The sequence below is a fragment of the Bartonella senegalensis OS02 genome, assembly GCF_000312545.1.
Lineage (GTDB): Bacteria > Pseudomonadota > Alphaproteobacteria > Rhizobiales > Rhizobiaceae > Bartonella > Bartonella senegalensis.
Genome location: NZ_HE997540.1, coordinates 437,194 through 456,916, shown reverse-complemented (window position 1 = coordinate 456,916; position 19,723 = coordinate 437,194). Strand labels below are relative to the sequence as shown.

The following is a 19,723-nucleotide window of genomic DNA, read 5'->3' as shown; positions in this document are numbered from 1 at the left end:
GCTCAGTTTGACTTTAAGATGATAAGGATATCCTTCACGTTTTTTTGCATTGAAGCTAAAATTCTAGAATCATTGGCGTTGGGTTTATATTCTCTTAATCAAGAAATGACATTCTACCTTTGGCACGATTAAGGTAGAATCACTGATCTTAGTTGTTTTGGGTTTCTCTCTAGAGTAGTGCGATGGCTTAAAAATGGAAAGTTGATTTTCTTTGACTCTTTTACAGATTGTTATCAGTTTTATCACATTTTTTTTTATTGCGTCTATGTTAGCAATTTACACTTATGGACGTTTTATTGAAAATGCTCGGGGAGAGTGTTCTTATGCGCTGACTGTTCAGAAAAATGAAACCAAGTTTGACCGTATAATCAATCAATTAGCGGAGGAAACTGATGGGTTGGGAGTTGAGAAAGACGCCCTTTCACTCATCATCAGCAACTTGGATGCGTTTTGTGTTCGTGCGGTAGGAGCAGCACAGGCTGGGCGTAGTCTTGATCTCATGTATTATATTTGGGACGATGATTTAACGGGGCGCTTATTATTAAGTGAAATTGTGGAGGCAGCTGATCGTGGTGTTCGCGTGCGGCTTCTTTTAGATGATATTAACGCTCAGGCGCGTGATCCAGCTTATATGGCGCTAGATAAACATCCTCATATTGAAGTGAGAATGTTTAACCCAGGGCGATCGCGTAAGGGTGGGTTACGCCGTGGTTTAGAGATTATATTACGGGCAATTACTGTAACACGCCGAATGCATAATAAGGCTTTTATTGTTGATGGCCGTGTGGCTTTTGTAGGGGGACGCAATCTTGCAGATTCTTATTTTGATGCTGGTAAAGAATCACATTTTCGAGACTTAGATCTGATGTTAATTGGTCCTTCGGTTAAAAAGGTAGAAAATATCTTTGATGATTTTTGGAATAGCGCTGTCGTTTTACCAATTCATACTTTGGTTATTCCTAAAAGTGCAAGTGACCTTGGCTATTGGAAAGAAAAATTACGACAATTTCGTCATTCTAAGTCTGCAAAAGTTTATCTAGATTATGTCAAAAAGCATATTAATTTTGACTGTTTTATTCATACAGGAAAGCGATTGTTTTTGGCAGATAAAGTTGTTGTTCTTTCTGATCCTCCGGAAAAGGCATTACGCAAAAAAGCAGAAAATTGGCTCATGAAAGTACTCTTAAAGGTTATTAAAGATGCCCAAAAAACGGTTCAGATTACATCACCTTATTTTGTTCCTGGTAAGTTAGGTACGCAGCATTTTAGCAATTTGGTTTCAAAAGGTGTTGATGTCAAAATTCTTACGAATTCCTTAGCAGCTACTGATGTGGCGCTTGTGCATGGTGGTTATGTACCGTATCGTAAAGCGTTATTAAAAAGTGGTGTTAAGCTCTATGAGTTAAAACCAGATGGAAATATGCATGGGTTACGACTATTTCGATCAAGTAAGTCTAGTTTACATACCAAAGCTTTTTTAGTTGACCGTAAAACCGCTTTTATTGGGTCTTTAAACTTTGATCCGAGATCAGCTGCGTTGAATACAGAAATGGGTATTCTTTTTGAATGTGCCCCGATTACAACGAGGTTAGATTTGCTTTTTGCTGAAGAAACGACGGGTGAAATGAGTTATCATCTCCGTCTTAATGACAATAATCGCATTTATTGGGATTTTATTGAAAACGAAAAACAGTGTAGCATTGATTATGAGCCAGAGAGCAATTTTTGGCGTCGTGCATTTGCGAAAATAATAGGTTGGTTGCCGATTGAATCACAATTGTAAATCTTATAAACTATAATCGGAAAATTATTTTTCTTTTTCTTTTCATTTTTTTTCTAGCATGGCATAATTCTGTGCCAATCCACAATTTATGAGAGCCGCAGTTGTATTTTAAAACTACTGATGGTTTTTTGTTATATAAAGGTTTTTTTATTATATAAAGGAAATTTGGCTATGGCAAAGATTGTTGAAACGGGGACAGGTGAACTGGCGTTAACGTTTGATGATGTGCTTTTACAGCCGGGTCATTCTCTTGTCATGCCTAGTCAAGTAGATCTTAGCACTCGTATTGCAGCCGATATTAAGCTCAATTTGCCGTTGCTTTCTGCGGCAATGGATACTGTGACAGAATCGCGTTTGGCAATTGCTATGGCTCAAGCTGGTGGTCTTGGCGTTATCCATCGTAATATGTCTCCTACAGAGCAGGCTGAAGAAGTCCGTCAAGTAAAAAAGTTTGAATCTGGTATGGTTGTTAATCCGGTAACGATTGGTCCAGATGCAACACTTGAAGAGGCAAAAGCCTTAATGCGCTCTCACGGTATCTCGGGTATTCCGGTTGTTGAAAATGGTACTAAAGGTGAGACTGCTGGACGGCTTGTTGGTATCTTGACGAATAGAGATGTACGTTTTGCATCAGATTTAAAACAAAAAATTTATGAATTAATGACGCATGAAAATTTAATCACAGTGCGTGAAAATGTCCAACTTAATGAAGCAAAGTACCTTTTACACCATCACCGTATTGAAAAATTATTGGTTGTAGATGAACACAATCGCTGTGTTGGCTTGATAACAGTGAAGGATATTGAAAAAGCACAATTAAATCCAAACGCTGCCAAGGATTCGCAAGGGCGTTTGCGTGTTGCCGCTGCAATGAGTGTCGGCAATGATGGCGTTGAACGGGCTGAACGATTAATTGATGCAGGAGTGGATGTGCTGGTCATTGATACAGCGCACGGACATTCACAGCGTGTATTAGAAACAGTTGAACGTGTCAAAAAAATGGCGTTTTCTCCCGCTGTTATTGCTGGGAATGTAGCAACTCCACAAGCAACACAAGCTTTGATTGATAGTGGTGCAGATGCTGTAAAAGTTGGTATTGGACCTGGTTCTATTTGTACAACACGCATTGTTGCAGGGGTTGGTGTTCCGCAACTTGCAGCCATTATGAGTGCTGCAGAGGTTGCTGATAAAGTAGGTATACCTATCATTGCTGATGGTGGGATCAAAGCTTCGGGTGATTTTGCTAAAGCTTTGGCGGGCGGTGCCTGTTCTGCTATGATCGGCTCTCTTTTAGCGGGTACAGAAGAAAGCCCTGGTGAAGTTTATCTTTATCAAGGAAGGTCTTTTAAAGCCTATCGCGGTATGGGATCGGTTGGCGCTATGGCGAGGGGATCAGCAGATCGTTATTTTCAAGATGAAGTTTGTGATGAGCTTAAATTGGTGCCTGAGGGCGTTGAGGGTCAAGTTGCTTATAAAGGGCCGATAGCGTCGGTTTTGCATCAGCTGGCTGGTGGGTTGCGTGCTTCGATGGGATATGTTGGAGCAAAAAATCTAGCGGAGTTTCGAGAAAAAGCGACATTTGTTCGTATTACGAATGCTGGACTCCATGAAAGTCATACACATGATGTTGCGATTACACGAGAAAGTCCCAATTATCGCAGACCTGTTTAATGTGTAAAAGCTTAGAGTCATTTTTCAAAGGCATCAAAGAAAAGACCTTTTAGAAAAACAATACGGAAAAGATCTTTTTTTCTCTTGTGATTTGGTACAATAATCTCAAAAGCATAAAGGGAAGGAATTGGAGGATAACATTCCAATTCTTTCCGTAGGTTATGTAAAATTAAGGGAATTAACTTTTTGTTGTCTTCCGCTCTGATTTTGACGCGCGTTGGCGAGTGTTAGCCTGATCACTTTGGATGGATTTCTTTCCAGTGTTTGAGGGCATTGTATTGTGACGGCTTTTAGATGAAGTTGTTTTCCCATTATTGTAAGTGTTCATTATTTTCTCCTTTTAAATTCTCTGGCTTAAGGCCAGTACAGTAAAAACGGCTATGCCAAATAGTGGTTCCAAGCATTTTGTAAAAAGTTAATATTTTATCAGAAATAAAATGACTGTGCTAATTTTGGTAAAAGTGTTTTACTTCATTTTCAGAAAGAGAGCATTTTCAAGAGAGTAGATATTAGATGTTATGTACTGTTTTATAGAGAGTTCTAAAAATTTAATTTATAAAGAAATGAGGGGGATGATGATTTTTGCGTACTTCTATTGGAAGCAGGTTTAAGGATACATTTTTTTGGAGTATCGAGCTCAAGCTAGAGTATATGTATTTTAAGATGAGAGGAATGTGAACGGATAGCACATGAGAGGAAAAGTTTTACTGCTATCAAAGGGTGTCATCAGAATCATGCAATATGCAATGCAAGTTTGAGGGAGTTTTGGAAAGATTTCCATGGCAGTAAGAGAGATAATGTTGTTCTTTTCTTAAATTTTTTTAGATTTTTATAGAAATTCAATCGGAGACATGAATGCGATTAGGTGGGCGTTTGCAGGCAGCAATAGATGTTTTAAAAGAGATAGAAATTCGGCATCGTCCAATAGGGGAAGCTTTAAAAGATTGGGGGATTTGTCATCGTTTTGCTGGCGCAGGTGATCGCGCAGCAATTGGTACAATCGTTTATGATGTTTTAAGACGGCGTTATTCTTTACAATGGCGTATGGAGAGTGATGATATTCGGGATAGTGTTTTTGCAACTTTATTAGATACTGGAAAAATGACACTTGAACAAATTGACGGTGAATTAGAAGGGGATCGATTTGCACCACAGTTATTAGGGGTGAGACAGCGTCAATCATGGCAAGAGCGGCAATTAGTTGATGCGCCAGACTATATTCGTGGTGATATTCCCCAATGGTGTCAGGCACATTTGCGTCCTTTATTTGGCAAAAATTGGGTTGTTGAAGCTGCTGCATTAGCAACGCGCCCTTCTTTAGATTTACGCGTCAATAGTTTGAAGGCAACGCCAGAAAAGGTTTTTCAGGAATTAGCAAAAAACAAAGTTCAATCCCTGTCATGGTTTCGGCAAGCCTTAAGAATTGCACCGATTGAAAAATTTGGACGTCATCCCAATGTTCAAGTTGAACCAGCTTTTCAAAAGGGGCATTTTGAAATACAGGATTTGGGGTCTCAGATTGTTGCTCACCTTGTAGAAGCAAAAGAAAGTATGCAAGTATTGGACTATTGTGCTGGTGCTGGTGGAAAAACATTAGCTTTAGCTGCCAGTATGAAGAATCGAGGGCAAATTTATGCTTATGATTCTGATAAAGCCCGTTTAGCTCCTATTTTTGATCGTCTTCGACGCGCTGGTGTTCGTAATGTACAGCCGCGAGCGCAGAAAAAAGAATTGCAGTCCTTAGTCGGTCGCATGGATAGAGTTCTTCTAGATGCACCCTGTAGTGGTGCAGGAACATGGCGGCGGCGTCCAGATACGAAATGGCGTTTAACGTTAGAACAGGTGCGACAGCGCCAAAGGGAACAGAGAACTATTTTGCATGAGGCTATAGACTATCTTAAGCCCAATGGGCGCTTAGTCTATATTACGTGCTCTCTTTTTATGGATGAAAATGAGGAACAAATAGCTCGTTTTCTTCAACAGCATTGTAATTTTTATCCAATAGATATGCGGGCACTTTGGCAGCAACATTTTGGTTCTTCACCGGTACAACCAACTTTTTCTAATTATGGGCTGACTTTATCGCCGGCAACAACAAAAACAGACGGTTTCTTTTTATCTGTGTTGCAAAAAAAACATTGAGATATCTTTTCGCATTTTTTATCTTAAATTTTATGAGAATGAGCTTTTTCTTAAGTAAATAGGCTTGTAAAAGAGAAAAATTGAAGAATAAATCTCACGAGCTATCTTTTACAATTATTGATTGGTTTTCTATGAGCATATCACATCCAGACACTGTTCTTATTATCGATTTTGGTTCACAAGTCACACAACTTATCGCACGGCGGGTAAGAGCAATGGGTGTTTATTGTGAAATTGTTCCTTTTCAATTAGCTTTAGAAGGCATACAAAGGATAAGACCGAAAGCTGTTATTTTATCAGGCAGCCCTTATTCCGTTATAGATGAGGGTTCACCGCGTGCTCCAAGAGAAATTTTTACAATGGGTGTTCCAGTTCTTGGTATTTGTTATGGTGAACAAGTCATGTGTGTTCAGCTTGGGGGGAAAGTTGCATCAGGGCAGGAACGCGAATTTGGAAGAGCTTTTTTAGAGGTACAGGAAAACAGTGCACTTTTTGAGGGTGTTTGGGAAAAAGGCTCTTGTTATCAAGTCTGGATGAGTCATGGTGATCGTGTGACGGCTTTACCAGAGGGATTTCGTGTCATAGGAACATCAAAAGGCGCTCCCTATGCTGCTATTGCTGATGAGAAAAGACGCCTCTACGCAGTGCAGTTTCATCCTGAAGTTGTCCATACGTCAGATGGTGCAAAACTTTTGCAGAATTTTGTTCTTAAAATTGCTGGTCTTAAAGGTCATTGGTCAATGGCTTCTTATCGTGAGCAGGCAATTGCTAGGATACGGCAACAAGTAGGGAAAAGTCGTGTTATCTGTGGTCTTTCAGGTGGTGTGGATTCCTCTGTTGTTGCAGTGCTCCTCCATGAAGCAATAGGAGATCAGCTGATATGTATTTTGGTAGACCATGGGTTGATGCGCAAAAATGAGTCTCAAGAAGTTCTTACATTATTCCGAGATCATTATAATATAGAACTTATTCATGTTAACGCTGCCAATATGTTTCTCAATGCTTTAGAAGGTGAAACAGATCCAGAGAAAAAGCGCAAAACGATAGGTCGCCTTTTCATTGAAGTTTTTGAAGAAGAGACAAAAAAAATAGGTGGTGCACAATTTTTAGCGCAGGGCACACTTTATCCAGATGTCATTGAGAGTGTCTCAGCTATTGGTCAATCGGTAACAATTAAAAGCCATCATAATGTAGGGGGATTACCAGAGCGGATGAACTTGAAGCTCGTAGAGCCATTGCGTGAGCTATTTAAAGATGAAGTTCGCTCTCTAGGGAGAGAGTTAGGATTGCCAGAGCAGTTTATAGGTCGTCATCCTTTTCCAGGTCCTGGTCTTGCAATTCGGTGTCCAGGTGTAGTGACACGTGAAAAATTAGAAATTCTACGTGAAGCGGATGCTATTTACCTTGATGAAATCCGTAAAGCCGGTCTTTATAACGAAATTTGGCAAGCATTTGCTGTTCTTCTTCCTGTGCAGACTGTGGGCGTTATGGGAGATGGGCGCACTTATGAATTTGTTTGTGCTCTTCGTGCTGTAACCTCTGTAGATGGAATGACCGCTGATTTTTATCCCTATGATATGGAGTTTTTAAGCAAAACAGCAGCACGTATTATTAACGAAGTGAAAGGTATTAATCGTGTTGTTTATGATGTAACATCAAAGCCTCCTGGCACTATTGAATGGGAATGATTGAAATGCAATATAAGCATTTAACAGGGAAGTTTTGTTGAGATTTTAACTTTCGCAAGAGTGAACATAAACGAACAAGCTTTCTGAAGAAGTTGTTGTGTATCCGGAGTTCGTTCTTCAAAATCATAATCTCATTGTGTATGAGCCAGTATCGTTTAACTTTGAAAAGTGTGAAATTTTGCATGTTTAAGAAAAAAATTGTTGCGCATCGTGGGGGAGCTAACCTTTGTCCCGAAAATACCCTCTCAGCATTTCGTAATGCTATTGCGTTGGGAGTTGATGAGATTGAATGCGACGTTCATCTTCTTAAAAGTGGTGAAGTGGTTGTCTTTCACGATTTTTATTTAGAACAACTGGTTGGAAAAAAAGACTATATTCACAATATTGATAATGAAACACGCAAACAACTTCATGTGAAAGGAAGTACTGAAGCTCCACCGTTATTAGAAGAGGTGCTTGAACTTTTGGAAGCAACCAACGTTGCGCTTCATCTTGAAATAAAAACATGTGGTGAAGTTGAGCGTGAGAGGCTTTTATCTGAAAAAGCACTTGCGTTGATAAAAAACCGAAATTTAGCAGAACGGGTCTCTGCAATCAGTTTTGATCCTAGAAGCCTTCGTCCCTTTATTGAAGCAGGAATAACATGTGGTCCATGTATTGATCGTTTTGAAGGTGATATGTGCCAGCATTTCTCTGAATGGAAACAATTAGGCTATTCTGATCTGAGTCTAGATGGCTCTCTTGTTTCACAAGACTTTATTGAGTCTGCGCTTGAAGCTGGCTTTACTGTGGGGGTATGGACAATTAACGGAAGACCTCGACTGTCGCATTGGCTTAATATGCCTGTCCATTATATCACAACAGATCAACCTGATCTCGCTTTACAATTACGTGCAGAAAAATAAAAGTACGCACTTTATAATACACCACCTCTTAACAAAATAGGGTTGATAGGAAACGAGAGCGCAGATTATTTCCTGATAGTGCTTATAATATCAAAATTTTTACTTTATTTAATTCTTACGTGTGCGTTTTCCGGTGCTTTTGTTGAAGCTGTGAAAATTCTGATGAGGAACAGTAAAGCTTAGTTTTTGACCATAGTCATGTGTTAAGCGCTCTTTTATTTCAATGGTAAAAATATTGCTATTCCAACGCGTTAAAACATGGCATCCTGTTCCGACAGGCTTAATAAGTTCAATTTGTGTGTGAAAGACAGGTCCTTGATCTGGATATTCGCCTAACAAGATGACTTCAGGTCTGAATGCTAAAAGATCAGTTTCTTCACTATAAGACAATGAATGACCTAAGTGTTGTTCTAGAATGTTGCGATCAAGAAAATTCATAGGGGGAGAGCCAATAAAATCAGCAACAAATGTTGTTTCTGGATAATCGTAAATTTCCATTGGCGTTCCAATTTGCTCGATAGCTCCTTTATTCATGACAATTATTCTATCTGCCAGTGTCATTGCTTCGAGTTGATCATGCGTAACATAGAGGCTGGTTGTTCCCAAGGAACGCTGGAGAGTTTTAATCTCAATACACATTTGCGCACGCAGTTTTGCATCAAGATTTGAAAGAGGTTCATCAAAGAGAAAAACCCGTGGTTGACGAACAATGACACGCCCCATTGCGACACGCTGTCGTTGTCCTCCTGATAATTGTCTGGGTTTACGATCCAGAAATGGCTCTATTTGCAACAGCTTTGCAGCATGTGTGATACGCTTATTGATTTCGTCTTTAGGTGTTTTACGATTTTTAAGACCATATTCTAAATTCCCACGAACTGTCATATGGGGATAAAGCGCGTAATTTTGAAAAACCATAGCGATGTCACGATCAGCAGGTTCACGATCATTGATACGCTCATTATCAATATACAGTTCGCCTGAAGTGACTTGCTCGAGTCCTGCAATGATGCGTAATAGAGTTGATTTTCCGCATCCTGAAGGACCAACAAGAACAAGCAGTTCCTTATCAGCAACAGTTAAGTTTAAATCATCAATGACTAGAATACCGTTTTCATATTGTTTTTTTATATTGGATAACTGGATTATGGCCACAGTCATTTCTCCGTTTCAATAAGTCCTTTGATAAAAAGCCGTTGCATGAAAATAACGACTAAAACAGGTGGTACCATGGCCACAACTGAAACTGCCATGAGTATATTCCATTGAGGGTCATGTTGCAGTGATTCTACAATGAGTTGTTTGAGAATAATAAGAATAGTTTGATGATTTTCATCAGTTGTCACTATAAGAGGCCAAAGATATTGTATCCATCCATAGATGAACATAATGATAAATAAAGCGGCAATATTGCTTTTACTAAGGGGAAGAAGAATATCTTTAAAAAATTTAAATGGTCCTGCACCATCAACACGAGCAGCTTCTAAGAGTTCGTCAGGAACTGTTAAAAAAAACTGACGAAATAAAAATGTAGCAGTTGCCGATGCAATGAGTGGAATAATCATTCCGCCATAGGTGTTTATCATGCCTAATTGTGCGACGACTGTATATGTTGGGATAATACGCACTTCGACGGGAAGCATCAGTGTGACAAAGATAAGAGCAAACGCAGTTTTGCGAAAAGGGAAGCGCATGTAGACAATTGCATAAGCAGAAAAGAGTGAAATAATAATTTTTCCAATACTAATACCAACTGCCATAATGAGGGAGTTCATTAAGAGTGGCCAGAGATTGGGTAAACCAAGCTGCGCAAGTCCATCACCAAAGATTGTCTTATAGTTTTCTAGGGCATAGTCTCCCGGTAAAAGAGGAAGTGTTCCTGAACTAAATGCTGCTGAGCTATGGGTTGAAGCAATGATAGCAACATAAACCGGAAAGCAAATAATGAAGATGCCAACAATAAGGGTAGTATGGGTTAGAAATTTCAAAACAGGGCGGTTTTCAACCATGATTTTCTTCCTAATATTGTACGCGGCGCTCAATCCAGCGGAACTGAATAAACGTTAAGACAATAACCATTAACATTAATGTCGTTGATTGCGCTGCTGATGCACCAATTATTTGATTTTTAAAACCATCATCATACACTTTGTAGACGAGGGTACTTGTTGCACGCGCAGGACCTCCAGAGGTTATGTTATCAATAATGCCAAATGTATCAAACATAACATACTGGATGTTAACGATAAGAAGAAAAAAGGTTGTCGGTGAAATTTGCGGGAAAACCACGGTCCAAAATCTTTTAAAAGGTCCAGCACCATCAATAGCTGCTGCTTCTATTTGAGAGCGTGGGACAGATTGGAGACCAGCAAGAAAAAAGAGAAAATTATAGGAGATTTGTTTCCAACTTGCTGCAATCACAATAATAATCATTGCTTGAGTACCATTAATACGATGATTCCATATAATGCCTATTTTCTCGAGAAGAAAAGGGACAACACCAATGGTTGGATGAAAGATAAACAACCATAATATGCCTGCTAATACTGGAGCAACAGCATAGGGCCAGAGTAAAAGTGTTGTATAAGCCTTTTTTGCACGGATAACACGATCAACACAGACAGCCAAAAGAAGAGCTATCGTCATTGAAGTAGCAGTAACTGAAATGGCAAAGATTGCGGTTATGAGAAGTGATTTGAGATAAGCAAGATCAGAGAGAATTGTCACATAATTTTCAAAACCAATAAAAGTTGTATTAAAGCCAAAAGGATCTTCACGCTCAAAAGACGATTTTATCGCTTGGAGAGCAGGCCAAAAGAAAAACAAAAAAGTCACAAGGAGCTGAGGAAAAAGTAACCAGTAAGGGAGGAGACTATTTTTGAAATATGCTTGTTTGTCTTGCATTCGTAGAGCTCTTTAAACAGAGAGACTTTAGAAAAGTGGGCAAAAAAGAATTAAAAAAACTCAACTTTTTTGTTGAGTTTTTGATCTGTAACAACAATAATGAAACTTTAATGATTGGCTTTTTCGAATTCACGGAGAAGTTTATTTCCACGTTCAACGGTTTCATCTAATCCATCTTTGGGTGTTTTTGAGCCACTGAGCACAGATTCTAGCTCTTGATCGAGTATGGAACGAATTTGCGGTAAATTACCAAATCTGATTCCCTTTGAGTTAACGGTTGGTGGGTTGAGAGTAATCTGTTTAATAGCAATATCTGCTCCGATGTTTTTGTTGTAATAATCTTGTTTTTTACTAAGTTCGTAAGCAGCTTTTGTCGTTGGAAGGTAACCTGTTATCTGGTGCCACTTAGCTTGATTACCGGGTTTTGAGAGGAATTTAAGAAAAGCGGCTGCACCTGCATATTCTTTAGGAGTATGGCCTTTCAAAGCCCAAATGGAAGCTCCTCCAATAATTGAATTTTGAGGTGCACCTTCCACATCACCATAGTAAGGAAGCATACCAAATCCAACATTAAATTGCGCTTCAGAAAGAATTCCGGCACGCGATCCTGAAGATTGCATAAAGATTGCGCAATTTTGTGTCATAAACATTGGTGTTGCATCTAATGCACCAGCAGGGCCACCATAGCGAAAAATGCCTTGATCAGACCATTTTTTAAGGTCGGTCCACATACGCACTTGTAAAGGCCCATTAAGGGTAAGCTGTGAATCAAGTCCGCTAAAGCCATTTTCTTTCGTTCCAAAAGGAATATTGTGTAATGCCGAAAAATTTTCTATGCCAATCCATTGAGATGCATAAGCCATTGTAAAACCACAGCTTGCTGCTTTAGTTTCAAGAATTTTTTTGGAGAAATTTTCCACATCTTGCCACGTTTTTGGTGGTTTTTCTGGATCAAGTCCTGCTTTTTTAAAGATATCTTTATTATAATAGAGGATTGGTGTTGAAGCATTAAAAGGCATAGAAAGCATTCGTCCTTGAACATCAGAGTAATAACCACTGATAGCAGGCAAATAATCTGCAGAATCGAATTCTTGTTTGGTGTCTTTCATCAGTTGATAAATGGGATAAATTGCATCTTTTGCAGCCATCATAGTTCCCGTACCAACTTCATAGATTTGAGCGAGAACCGGCTGTTGTTTTCCACGGAATGCCGAAATGAGCGAAATCATACCTTCTTCATATTCACCACGAAATGAAGGAATAACTTTATACTCAGATTGACTGGCATTAAAGTCATTAATAAGACTTTCAGTTTGTTTTCCTAGCTCGCCACTCATAGAATGCCAAAAGCTGATTTTTGTTTGCGCAAAACCCGCTGTTGTCACGCTGATAGCAACAGCAAATGCTGCTATAGAAAGATAAAAACGTTTCATGATTCACCCTTTCTGAAGTGATGGAGCACGGATTTTCCCAAACTTTATAGTATTACATGTGGACATTTTGTGACAGTTTTATTTCAAAAACATTTTGACCCATTTAAACATGAACCACAAAAAGGTCAAACGAATTTGTTTAAAATAGGCAGTTTTCCCTTTGTGATAGCTCTTAATGTTTTGAAAAGATCATTCTAACAATCTGGTAAAAAATGGAAATGATTCAAATGAGAAGAGTAAAAAAGGAAGTTCAACTTTACAAACAATAACGATTATTCAGCCGGAGAAGTTGTGATATTCTGGTTGACGTTTTTTTTAGGAAAGTGCTGTTTAATTTTAGAATATTTATGTTGTAACTTTTAAATGCTAACCTCGAGAAAAATTGTTTACGTCCCACAAAACAAAGCCCATGCTTTTAGTTTACGTGTCACACAGCATCCAATTCTAATGCAGCCGCATGTTTGAAGCAAATATATAAGGCGTTTCAGTGCCTTACATACAGTTTAAGTTTTCCTATGTCAGATTAAGAGTCTGACTATTTCTGTTTGGGAATCTCTCAAACGTTTAAACAGCCACATTGGGGAAGAAGATGAAGCTGTAAAGATAAAAAACAATTTTCATCTTTCTCACCCTATTTTAATTTAGCTTTACGATTTTCAAAAGCATCCACAATAATATCTTTAAAGGAATAGAAATTACCCAACTTCTTACATTTTTGCTTATCGCATTCTTGATAGTGCGAGTTTCCTCACGCAAAACAGAATGCCATGGTATTGCTTATTCACGCGCTTGCTTTTAAAAAACATCTCTCACTGTTTTCAAGCCCATTTCACGGTTAGTGTGAAGAGTACATAAGATCTATTGAAACTCCATCTTTACGCTTATAAAGGGGCAAATTGATACCATCATTCTATTTACATGCTTCCGATTTTGCATTGAGACTGTCCATAAGGAGTATTTTATTCTTTATCTTAAGTTGTTTTTATCTATACGCCAACGTTGCTTGTGAAATGCAAGCGAATGTTTTTTCTGATTCTGAATGCAAAAATTTAAGATAAGAAAGTTTTAGGCTATTCGAGCACGCATTCAATCGATGAAACAGTGAATTATCTTTATAAATCAATATATTGTTTTTATAATGTAATGACGTACCTTAGTGCTTTATTATCGCATCAATGATAGTTTTAACATTATGTTCCATCATATCGAGATAGGTGGCAGCGGGACCATTTTTGTTCGATAATGCATCGGAATACAATGTTCCACCGATTTTTAAGCCAGTTTCTTTTGAAATCTGTTTTATGAGACGGGGATTGGATATATTTTCAACAAACAGTGCAGCTGCATTATTGGCTTTAATCTGTTTGATAAGTTTGGCAACATCAGCTGCGGTTGCTTCAGCTTCTGTAGAAGCCCCTTGGGGTGCAAGGATAGTGAAGCCATATTCTTGAGCAAAATAACCAAAGGCGTCATGAGATGTGATAATAATACGCTTATCTTTTGGGATGGTGGCAATCTTTGTTTTCAGTATTTCTTGTTTCTCTTTAAGCTTTTGCATGTAAGATTCGGCGTTTTTTCTGTAGCTTGCACAGGATTGTTGATCGATTTTACAAAAAGCGATTGTAATATTTTTGATATAGATTTCAACATTAGGAATAGTTTGCCAAGCATGTGGATCGACATCGCTGTGGTGGTGTTTGGCACTTTGCTCTTGGTTTTTTATTTCGAGGGGAGGAATGTTAGCACTCACTTCAACAAGCATTGCCTTTGTGCCGCTTGCTGTGATGAGACGATCAATGAAACCTTCTAAATGAAGTCCGTTGATGAAAATAATATGAGCATTTCTAAGTGCTTGGGCATCACGGGGGGTAGGCTCATAAGTATGGGTATTTGCATTGGGACCAACGAAAGTGGTCATAGAAATATGATCACCCCCTACATTTTTTACTAAATCTGCAAGAATAGAAAAGCTCGCGATAGCTCTAATTTTATTCTGCGCAGAAGTAGAAAACGGAAAAAGTACAAGCAATAAGAGAGTTCCAAGCAGAACAGATTTTTCAATAAGTTTAGGCACATTATTTCCTTAAGGTAGGAAGGGAAGTATAAAAGAAATGAGGAAACCGTGACACAATAAAGCCGCGTGGACTTATGAAGCATGAAACAAGATAAAGAAAACCCGCAGCAATGATGATAGCTGGGCCAGAGGGAAGTGAGAGATGAAAAGAAAGCAGTAGACCACATATACTTGCAATGATTCCCAAAAGGATGGAAAGTATGCAGATAGGACCAAGACGCGAAAGCCAAAAACGGGCCGTAATAGCTGGGATCATCATAATGCCGACAGAAAGTAATGTTCCCAGTGATTGGAAACCGCCTACCAGATTCAATACAACAAGTCCGAGCAATGATACATGAACATATTTACTCAGCGGAGAGAGTGATTTAAAAAAGAGAGGATCAAAGCTTTCCACTAAGAGTGCGCGCCAAAAAATGCAAAGGCTGCACGCTGTGATTACCATGATAGTGGTGATCAGGAGTAGGCCTTGTGTATCAATTGCGAGCACTGAGCCAAATAAGAGATGAAGCAGATCAATTTTTGAGTCTTTCAGTGAAACAATAATGACACCTGTTGCGAGTGCAATAAGATAAAAAACGGTCATTGATGCATCTTCTTTTTGAAAGCTATTTCGTGAAATCAAGGCGGTTGCTAAAGCAACGATAATGCCAACTAGGATGCCGCCAATTGTCATAGATATGAGTGAGAATCCACAAAAGAGAAAAGCAATTGCAACACCAGGAAGAATAGCGTGAGATACAGCATCTCCTACTAAACTCATTCCACGCAGCATCAAAAATACACCAACAGGACAGGCGCTGATAGACAAGAGGATTGAACCGATAAGGGCATTTTGCATAAAGTAGAAATCAACAAAAGGAGCAAGAAAAAATGCGTACACGTATTATAATCCAACAGAACAAGAATCGTTGAAGGAGAGAGGCTGTTTGAGTGTGCTGATACGAAGAGAGTTTGAGATAACAGGTGAAATAGCGTGGTGAATGGTTTCAGGGAAAAATTGTGTCGTTTTTCCATAAAAGGCGTTTTGTTTATTAATGTGAATCATTTGGGGGAAGTATTCTTGCACAGTGAGGGGGTCATGGAGTGCTGTAAGAACTGTTTTTCCTTGTTTTTGCCAATGTGCAATCAACGCGAGAAGGTCTTTTTGAGTCTTACGATCTACACCATTGAAAGGTTCATCAAGTAAGATGATATCGGCATCTTGTATAATAATACGTGCAAAAAGAGCGCGTTGCAATTGTCCACTTGAAAGCGTATCAAGTGAATGGTTAGCAACAGCTATAAGCCCAACCATTTCAAGTGCTTTCTGAATTTTACAGGAATAAAGACGTTGGTTTTTCCATAATCCACAAAAAGGCCACAGTCCCGTTTTTACGAGCGCTCTCACATCAATGGGAAACGTTCGATCTGTATTACATTGCTGGGCAAGATAAGCAATCCGGCTTCTTTTTGGTTTTATAATTGTCCCTTTGAGAGGTTTAATCAATCCTGCAATGGCTTTCAATAGTGTAGATTTTCCAGCACCATTATCACCCATTATGGCTACCAATGATCCAGTTGCTAACTGTGCTGAAATTTTTTTTATTGCTATCCTATTTCCATAGCCTAATGTTGCATCATCAAAACGCAGACTCATCATTCATACCATTCTTCTTAATTTATTTATGAGAGATATGTAATAATATAACATTTGTCAACAAAATGTTATATTATTACATGCGTTTGGGGAGCAAATTATTTTAGCGGTAAGATCGTGGAAAATTAAAAATAATATTTGAATTTTCCTTGACGAAAGAGAGTGTGTGTATACTATATATAGTATCAAAAATGATTAGTGATTCTAAATAGGCACAAGTGAGGGTACAGTGTGTTTCGTTTGGCATCTAAGTTATTTCCATACTGTGATAGCGAAAAGTTCATTGATCAAGAGAAGGGCAGTATTTCTGCTGAAGTGTCTCTTGAGGGGTAATTCCGTTTTGTGTTTGTGAGTTAATTTTATCATAAACAGAGTAAAATTAAAGTGTTGAGGAGCGACTGCTGAAAACGTTTTAGGGGTCGTTTGTGGTTTAGGCAGCAGGAGGGTATTATAATGCAAGCAGAAAATTATTTTATAACTGGGCGATTTTACCATTTGGGTTGTAAGATGATCATTTATTCTCGTTACAATTTTGAAGTTATTTGATGAGGATTTCTGTTACGTTCAGAAAATTATCTATTGTTTGAACGAGAATATGGCTGCACATATTTGTGTATGATTGCTATTTTTTGTTATTCTTGAGTATCTATAAAATCGTCAAAATTAACTCTTTATAGAGTTAATTTTTTTGGGATTTAATTTTTTGGAATTTTGAAAGTTGAAAAAAATGCCGGTTACTATTTACAGCAAACCATTTTGCGTCCAGTGTGACGCTACACGCCGCGCTTTTGATGCTAAGGGCATTCATTATCGTGTCGTTGACATTTCTCGGGATGAACAAGCATATAGTTTTGTTCAATCCTTGGGGTATCGTCAGGTTCCTGTAGTTGTTTGTGGTGAAAATCATTGGTCTGGTTTTAGACCAGATATGATTAGTGGTCTTTGTGTTTAATGGGACTTGTCGTTTATTATTCTAGTGCAACGGGTAATACTGAGTATTTTGTTTCTCAGCTTGGTCAACGACTCTTCAAAATTGATAAAAAAAAGCCGTCGGTGCTAGTTGATGAGCCTTATGTGTTGGTTGTTCCTACTTATGCAGACGGTGAAGGGAGAATGGCTGTACCAAAAGCAGTTGTTCATTTTCTCAATGAGAGTGAAAATCGCAAATTGATTCGGGGTGTCATTGGTGGTGGGAATCGTAATTTCGGTCGCTATTATAGTTTAGCGAGCAAGATTATTGCTGAAAAATGTTTTGTGCCTTGTTTGTATCGTTTTGAGCTGCGTGGAACTGATGAAGATGTTCTTTATGTAAAGAAGGGATTGGAAAGATTTTGGAAACAGTTGGTATAGAACAGTCGCAGAAATCGGATCAAATCTCGGATTATCATGCGCTGAATGCAATGCTTAATCTTTATGATGAAAATGGTCATATCCAGTTTGATATGGATCGGCTTGCTGCGCGACAGTATTTTCTCCAGCATGTTAATCAAAACACGGTTTTTTTTCATAATCTTAAGGAAAAAATAGATTACTTAATAGAAGAAGGTTATTATGAAAAAGCTTTGTTTGAGCTTTATGATTTTTCTTTTATCAAAAAGCTTTTTAAGCGTGCTTATGCGTTTAAGTTTCGCTTTCCTACTTTTTTAGGTGCATTTAAGTATTATACCAGTTATACATTGAAGACTTTTGATGGAAAGCGCTATCTTGAGCGTTATGAAGATCGTATCTGCTTGGTCGCTTTATATTTAGCGCAAGGCAATAAGGCTCTTGCTGAGAGTTTTGTAGATGAAATTATTACAGGACGGTTTCAACCTGCAACACCGACATTTTTGAATGCGGGAAAAAAACAACGAGGCGAATTGGTCTCGTGTTTTTTGTTGCGGGTTGAAGACAATATGGAATCGATAGGGCGTTCAGTTAATTCAGCTCTACAACTTTCAAAGCGCGGTGGAGGAGTAGCGCTTTGTTTGACAAATTTGCGGGAAGCAAGGGCACCGATCAAGCAAATAGAAAATCAGTCTTCAGGTGTTTTACCGGTGATGAAACTTTTGGAGGATTCTTTCTCTTATGCCAATCAACTTGGTGCACGGCAGGGTGCTGGTGCTGTTTATTTGCATGCCCATCATTTAGATATTATGAAATTTTTGGACACAAAGCGTGAGAATGCTGATGAAAAGGTTCGAATTAAAACGCTTTCGCTTGGTGTGATTATTCCTGATATTACTTTTGAGCTTGCGCGTAATAATGAGGATATGTATCTATTCTCACCTTATGATATTGAGCGTGTTATGGGCAAACCCTTTAGCGATATTTCTTTGACAGAGCATTATCGATCCTTTGTTGATAATGCGAAAATTCGTAAAAAGAAAATAAGTGCACGTGTCTTTTTCCAGACATTAGCAGAAATACAATTCGAATCAGGTTATCCTTATATCTTGTTTGAGGATACTGCCAACCGAGCCAATCCAATCGCTGGACGTATCAGTATGAGCAATTTGTGTTCAGAGATTTTGCAAGTGAGTGAGGCGAGTGAACTAGAAACAGATTTAACTTATCGCACAGTTGGCAGTGATATCTCTTGTAATCTTGGTTCCATGAATATTGCAAAAGCAATGGAAAGTGATGATTTTGGGCGAACAGTGGAAGCTGCTGTTCGTGCTCTGACTGCTGTTTCTGATATGAGTGATATTGCTTGTGTTCCTTCGATTGCGAAAGGCAATGCTGAAAGTCATGCAATTGGTTTGGGACAAATGAATTTGCATGGTTTTTTAGCACGTGAACAGATCTATTATGGATCTCCAGAAGCAATTGATTTCACAAATATCTATTTTTATACCGTAGCATATCACGCAATACGTGTTTCCAATTTGATCGCGCGCGAACGTCAAAAAGTGTTTGCAGGGTTTGAAAAGTCAGCTTACGCAGATGGCAGTTTTTTTGCTAAATATATTGAGCAGGAATGGAAACCACAATTTCCGCTTGTACAAGAGATCTTTGCACGGAATAACATTATGATACCGGACCAAAAAGATTGGCAGGAACTGAAGGAATCAGTTATTGGATACGGGCTTTATAATCGCAATCTTCAGGCAGTGCCGCCCACGGGGTCTATTTCCTATATTAATCATGCAACCTCTTCTATTCATCCGATTGCTTCAAAGATTGAGATTCGTAAAGAAGGAAAAATTGGACGCGTTTATTATCCTGCTCCTTATATGGATAATACAAATTTGAATTTCTACCAAGATGCTTATGAGATTGGTCCTGAAAAAATCATTGATACCTATGCCGCTGCTACACAGCATGTTGACCAAGGTCTTTCGTTAACGTTATTTTTTCCTGATACGGCCACTACCCGTGATATTAACCGCGCACAAATTTATGCCTGGAAAAAGGGGATAAAGAGTATTTATTATGTACGGTTGCGGCAAGTAGCGTTAAGTGGAACAGAAGTGGATGGCTGCGTTTCATGTAGTCTATAGGA

Annotated in this window: 15 protein-coding genes; 8 read left to right on the top strand and 7 right to left on the bottom strand. The window is 38.6% G+C overall.

Annotated features, from left to right (window positions below; genetic code table 11):
• The first annotated feature begins 211 nt into the window (after positions 1 to 211).
• From BN200_RS01895 to BN200_RS01875, 5 genes are all read left to right on the top strand, one after another.
• Positions 212 to 1,783 carry a phospholipase D family protein gene (locus BN200_RS01895; protein ID WP_019220725.1) on the top strand — a complete coding sequence of 524 codons (1,572 nt, stop codon included), beginning with the start codon at positions 212 to 214 and terminating at the stop codon, positions 1,781 to 1,783.
• A gap of 171 nt (positions 1,784 to 1,954) precedes the next feature.
• A complete protein-coding gene (guaB, locus tag BN200_RS01890) occupies positions 1,955 to 3,454 on the top strand; it encodes an IMP dehydrogenase (RefSeq protein WP_019220724.1) in 1,500 nt (499 codons plus the stop codon).
• Between the two features lie 855 nt (positions 3,455 to 4,309).
• Entirely contained in the window at positions 4,310 to 5,596 is a 1,287-nt protein-coding gene (locus BN200_RS01885) for an RsmB/NOP family class I SAM-dependent RNA methyltransferase (RefSeq protein WP_019220721.1), read from the top strand.
• A gap of 131 nt (positions 5,597 to 5,727) precedes the next feature.
• Positions 5,728 to 7,284: a glutamine-hydrolyzing GMP synthase gene (gene guaA, locus BN200_RS01880; protein ID WP_034988850.1), complete on the top strand. Its 1,557-nt coding sequence runs from the start codon at positions 5,728 to 5,730 to the stop codon at positions 7,282 to 7,284.
• A 182-nt stretch (positions 7,285 to 7,466) separates the two neighbouring features.
• Complete coding sequence (locus BN200_RS01875) at positions 7,467 to 8,189, top strand: glycerophosphodiester phosphodiesterase (RefSeq protein WP_019220719.1); 723 nt, start codon at positions 7,467 to 7,469, stop codon at positions 8,187 to 8,189.
• A gap of 108 nt (positions 8,190 to 8,297) precedes the next feature.
• Here the strand turns inward: BN200_RS01875 and BN200_RS01870 are convergent, their stop codons facing one another.
• The 7 genes from BN200_RS01870 to BN200_RS01840 form a co-directional block, all read right to left on the bottom strand.
• Positions 8,298 to 9,344, bottom strand: coding sequence for a sn-glycerol-3-phosphate import ATP-binding protein UgpC (locus BN200_RS01870; RefSeq protein ID WP_034988848.1), 1,047 nt, complete (start codon positions 9,342 to 9,344; stop codon positions 8,298 to 8,300).
• A 2-nt stretch (positions 9,345 to 9,346) separates the two neighbouring features.
• Complete coding sequence (ugpE, locus tag BN200_RS01865) at positions 9,347 to 10,198, bottom strand: sn-glycerol-3-phosphate ABC transporter permease UgpE (RefSeq protein WP_019220717.1); 852 nt, start codon at positions 10,196 to 10,198, stop codon at positions 9,347 to 9,349.
• A gap of 10 nt (positions 10,199 to 10,208) precedes the next feature.
• Positions 10,209 to 11,093, bottom strand: coding sequence for a sn-glycerol-3-phosphate ABC transporter permease UgpA (gene ugpA, locus BN200_RS01860; RefSeq protein ID WP_019220716.1), 885 nt, complete (start codon positions 11,091 to 11,093; stop codon positions 10,209 to 10,211).
• A 107-nt stretch (positions 11,094 to 11,200) separates the two neighbouring features.
• Positions 11,201 to 12,526 (bottom strand): sn-glycerol-3-phosphate ABC transporter substrate-binding protein UgpB, encoded by a 1,326-nt coding sequence (gene ugpB / locus BN200_RS01855; RefSeq protein ID WP_019220715.1) that lies wholly within the window; start codon positions 12,524 to 12,526, stop codon positions 11,201 to 11,203.
• 1,153 nt (positions 12,527 to 13,679) lie between these two features.
• Positions 13,680 to 14,600, bottom strand: a complete 921-nt coding sequence (locus BN200_RS01850) for a metal ABC transporter solute-binding protein, Zn/Mn family (protein ID WP_019220714.1) — start codon at positions 14,598 to 14,600, stop codon at positions 13,680 to 13,682.
• Position 14,601: 1 nt separating this feature from the next.
• Positions 14,602 to 15,483, bottom strand: coding sequence for a metal ABC transporter permease (locus BN200_RS01845; RefSeq protein WP_019220713.1), 882 nt, complete (start codon positions 15,481 to 15,483; stop codon positions 14,602 to 14,604).
• Positions 15,484 to 15,486: 3 nt separating this feature from the next.
• Complete coding sequence (locus BN200_RS01840) at positions 15,487 to 16,239, bottom strand: ABC transporter ATP-binding protein (protein WP_034988846.1); 753 nt, start codon at positions 16,237 to 16,239, stop codon at positions 15,487 to 15,489.
• A gap of 727 nt (positions 16,240 to 16,966) precedes the next feature.
• Here BN200_RS01840 and nrdH point away from each other — a divergent pair.
• Genes nrdH through nrdE form a run of 3 tightly spaced genes read left to right on the top strand, consistent with a single transcriptional unit; the run spans position 16,967 to position 19,721 of the window.
• A complete protein-coding gene (gene nrdH, locus BN200_RS01835) occupies positions 16,967 to 17,191 on the top strand; it encodes a glutaredoxin-like protein NrdH (RefSeq protein WP_034988592.1) in 225 nt (74 codons plus the stop codon).
• Positions 17,191 to 17,589 (top strand): class Ib ribonucleoside-diphosphate reductase assembly flavoprotein NrdI, encoded by a 399-nt coding sequence (nrdI, locus tag BN200_RS01830; protein WP_019220709.1) that lies wholly within the window; start codon positions 17,191 to 17,193, stop codon positions 17,587 to 17,589. Before nrdH ends, nrdI begins: the two co-directional genes overlap by 1 nt.
• On the top strand, positions 17,571 to 19,721 hold the full coding sequence (gene nrdE / locus BN200_RS01825; protein ID WP_019220708.1) for a class 1b ribonucleoside-diphosphate reductase subunit alpha: 2,151 nt from the start codon (positions 17,571 to 17,573) through the stop codon (positions 19,719 to 19,721). The genes nrdI and nrdE overlap by 19 nt, the downstream gene beginning before the upstream one ends.
• The last annotated feature ends 2 nt before the right edge of the window (positions 19,722 to 19,723 follow it).

Bases quoted from the DNA above. Each gene is read 5' to 3' on its own strand.
- guaB (WP_019220724.1), top strand. From the start codon at position 1,955: ATGGCAAAGATTGTTGAAACGGGGACAGGTGAACTGGCGTTAACGTTT.
- BN200_RS01885 (WP_019220721.1), top strand. From the start codon at position 4,310: ATGCGATTAGGTGGGCGTTTGCAGGCAGCAATAGATGTTTTAAAAGAG.
- guaA (WP_034988850.1), top strand. From the start codon at position 5,728: ATGAGCATATCACATCCAGACACTGTTCTTATTATCGATTTTGGTTCA.
- BN200_RS01875 (WP_019220719.1), top strand. From the start codon at position 7,467: ATGTTTAAGAAAAAAATTGTTGCGCATCGTGGGGGAGCTAACCTTTGT.
- ugpE (WP_019220717.1), bottom strand. From the start codon at position 10,198: ATGGTTGAAAACCGCCCTGTTTTGAAATTTCTAACCCATACTACCCTT.
- ugpA (WP_019220716.1), bottom strand. From the start codon at position 11,093: ATGCAAGACAAACAAGCATATTTCAAAAATAGTCTCCTCCCTTACTGG.
- ugpB (WP_019220715.1), bottom strand. From the start codon at position 12,526: ATGAAACGTTTTTATCTTTCTATAGCAGCATTTGCTGTTGCTATCAGC.
- BN200_RS01840 (WP_034988846.1), bottom strand. From the start codon at position 16,239: ATGAGTCTGCGTTTTGATGATGCAACATTAGGCTATGGAAATAGGATA.
- nrdH (WP_034988592.1), top strand. From the start codon at position 16,967: ATGCCGGTTACTATTTACAGCAAACCATTTTGCGTCCAGTGTGACGCT.
- nrdI (WP_019220709.1), top strand. From the start codon at position 17,191: ATGGGACTTGTCGTTTATTATTCTAGTGCAACGGGTAATACTGAGTAT.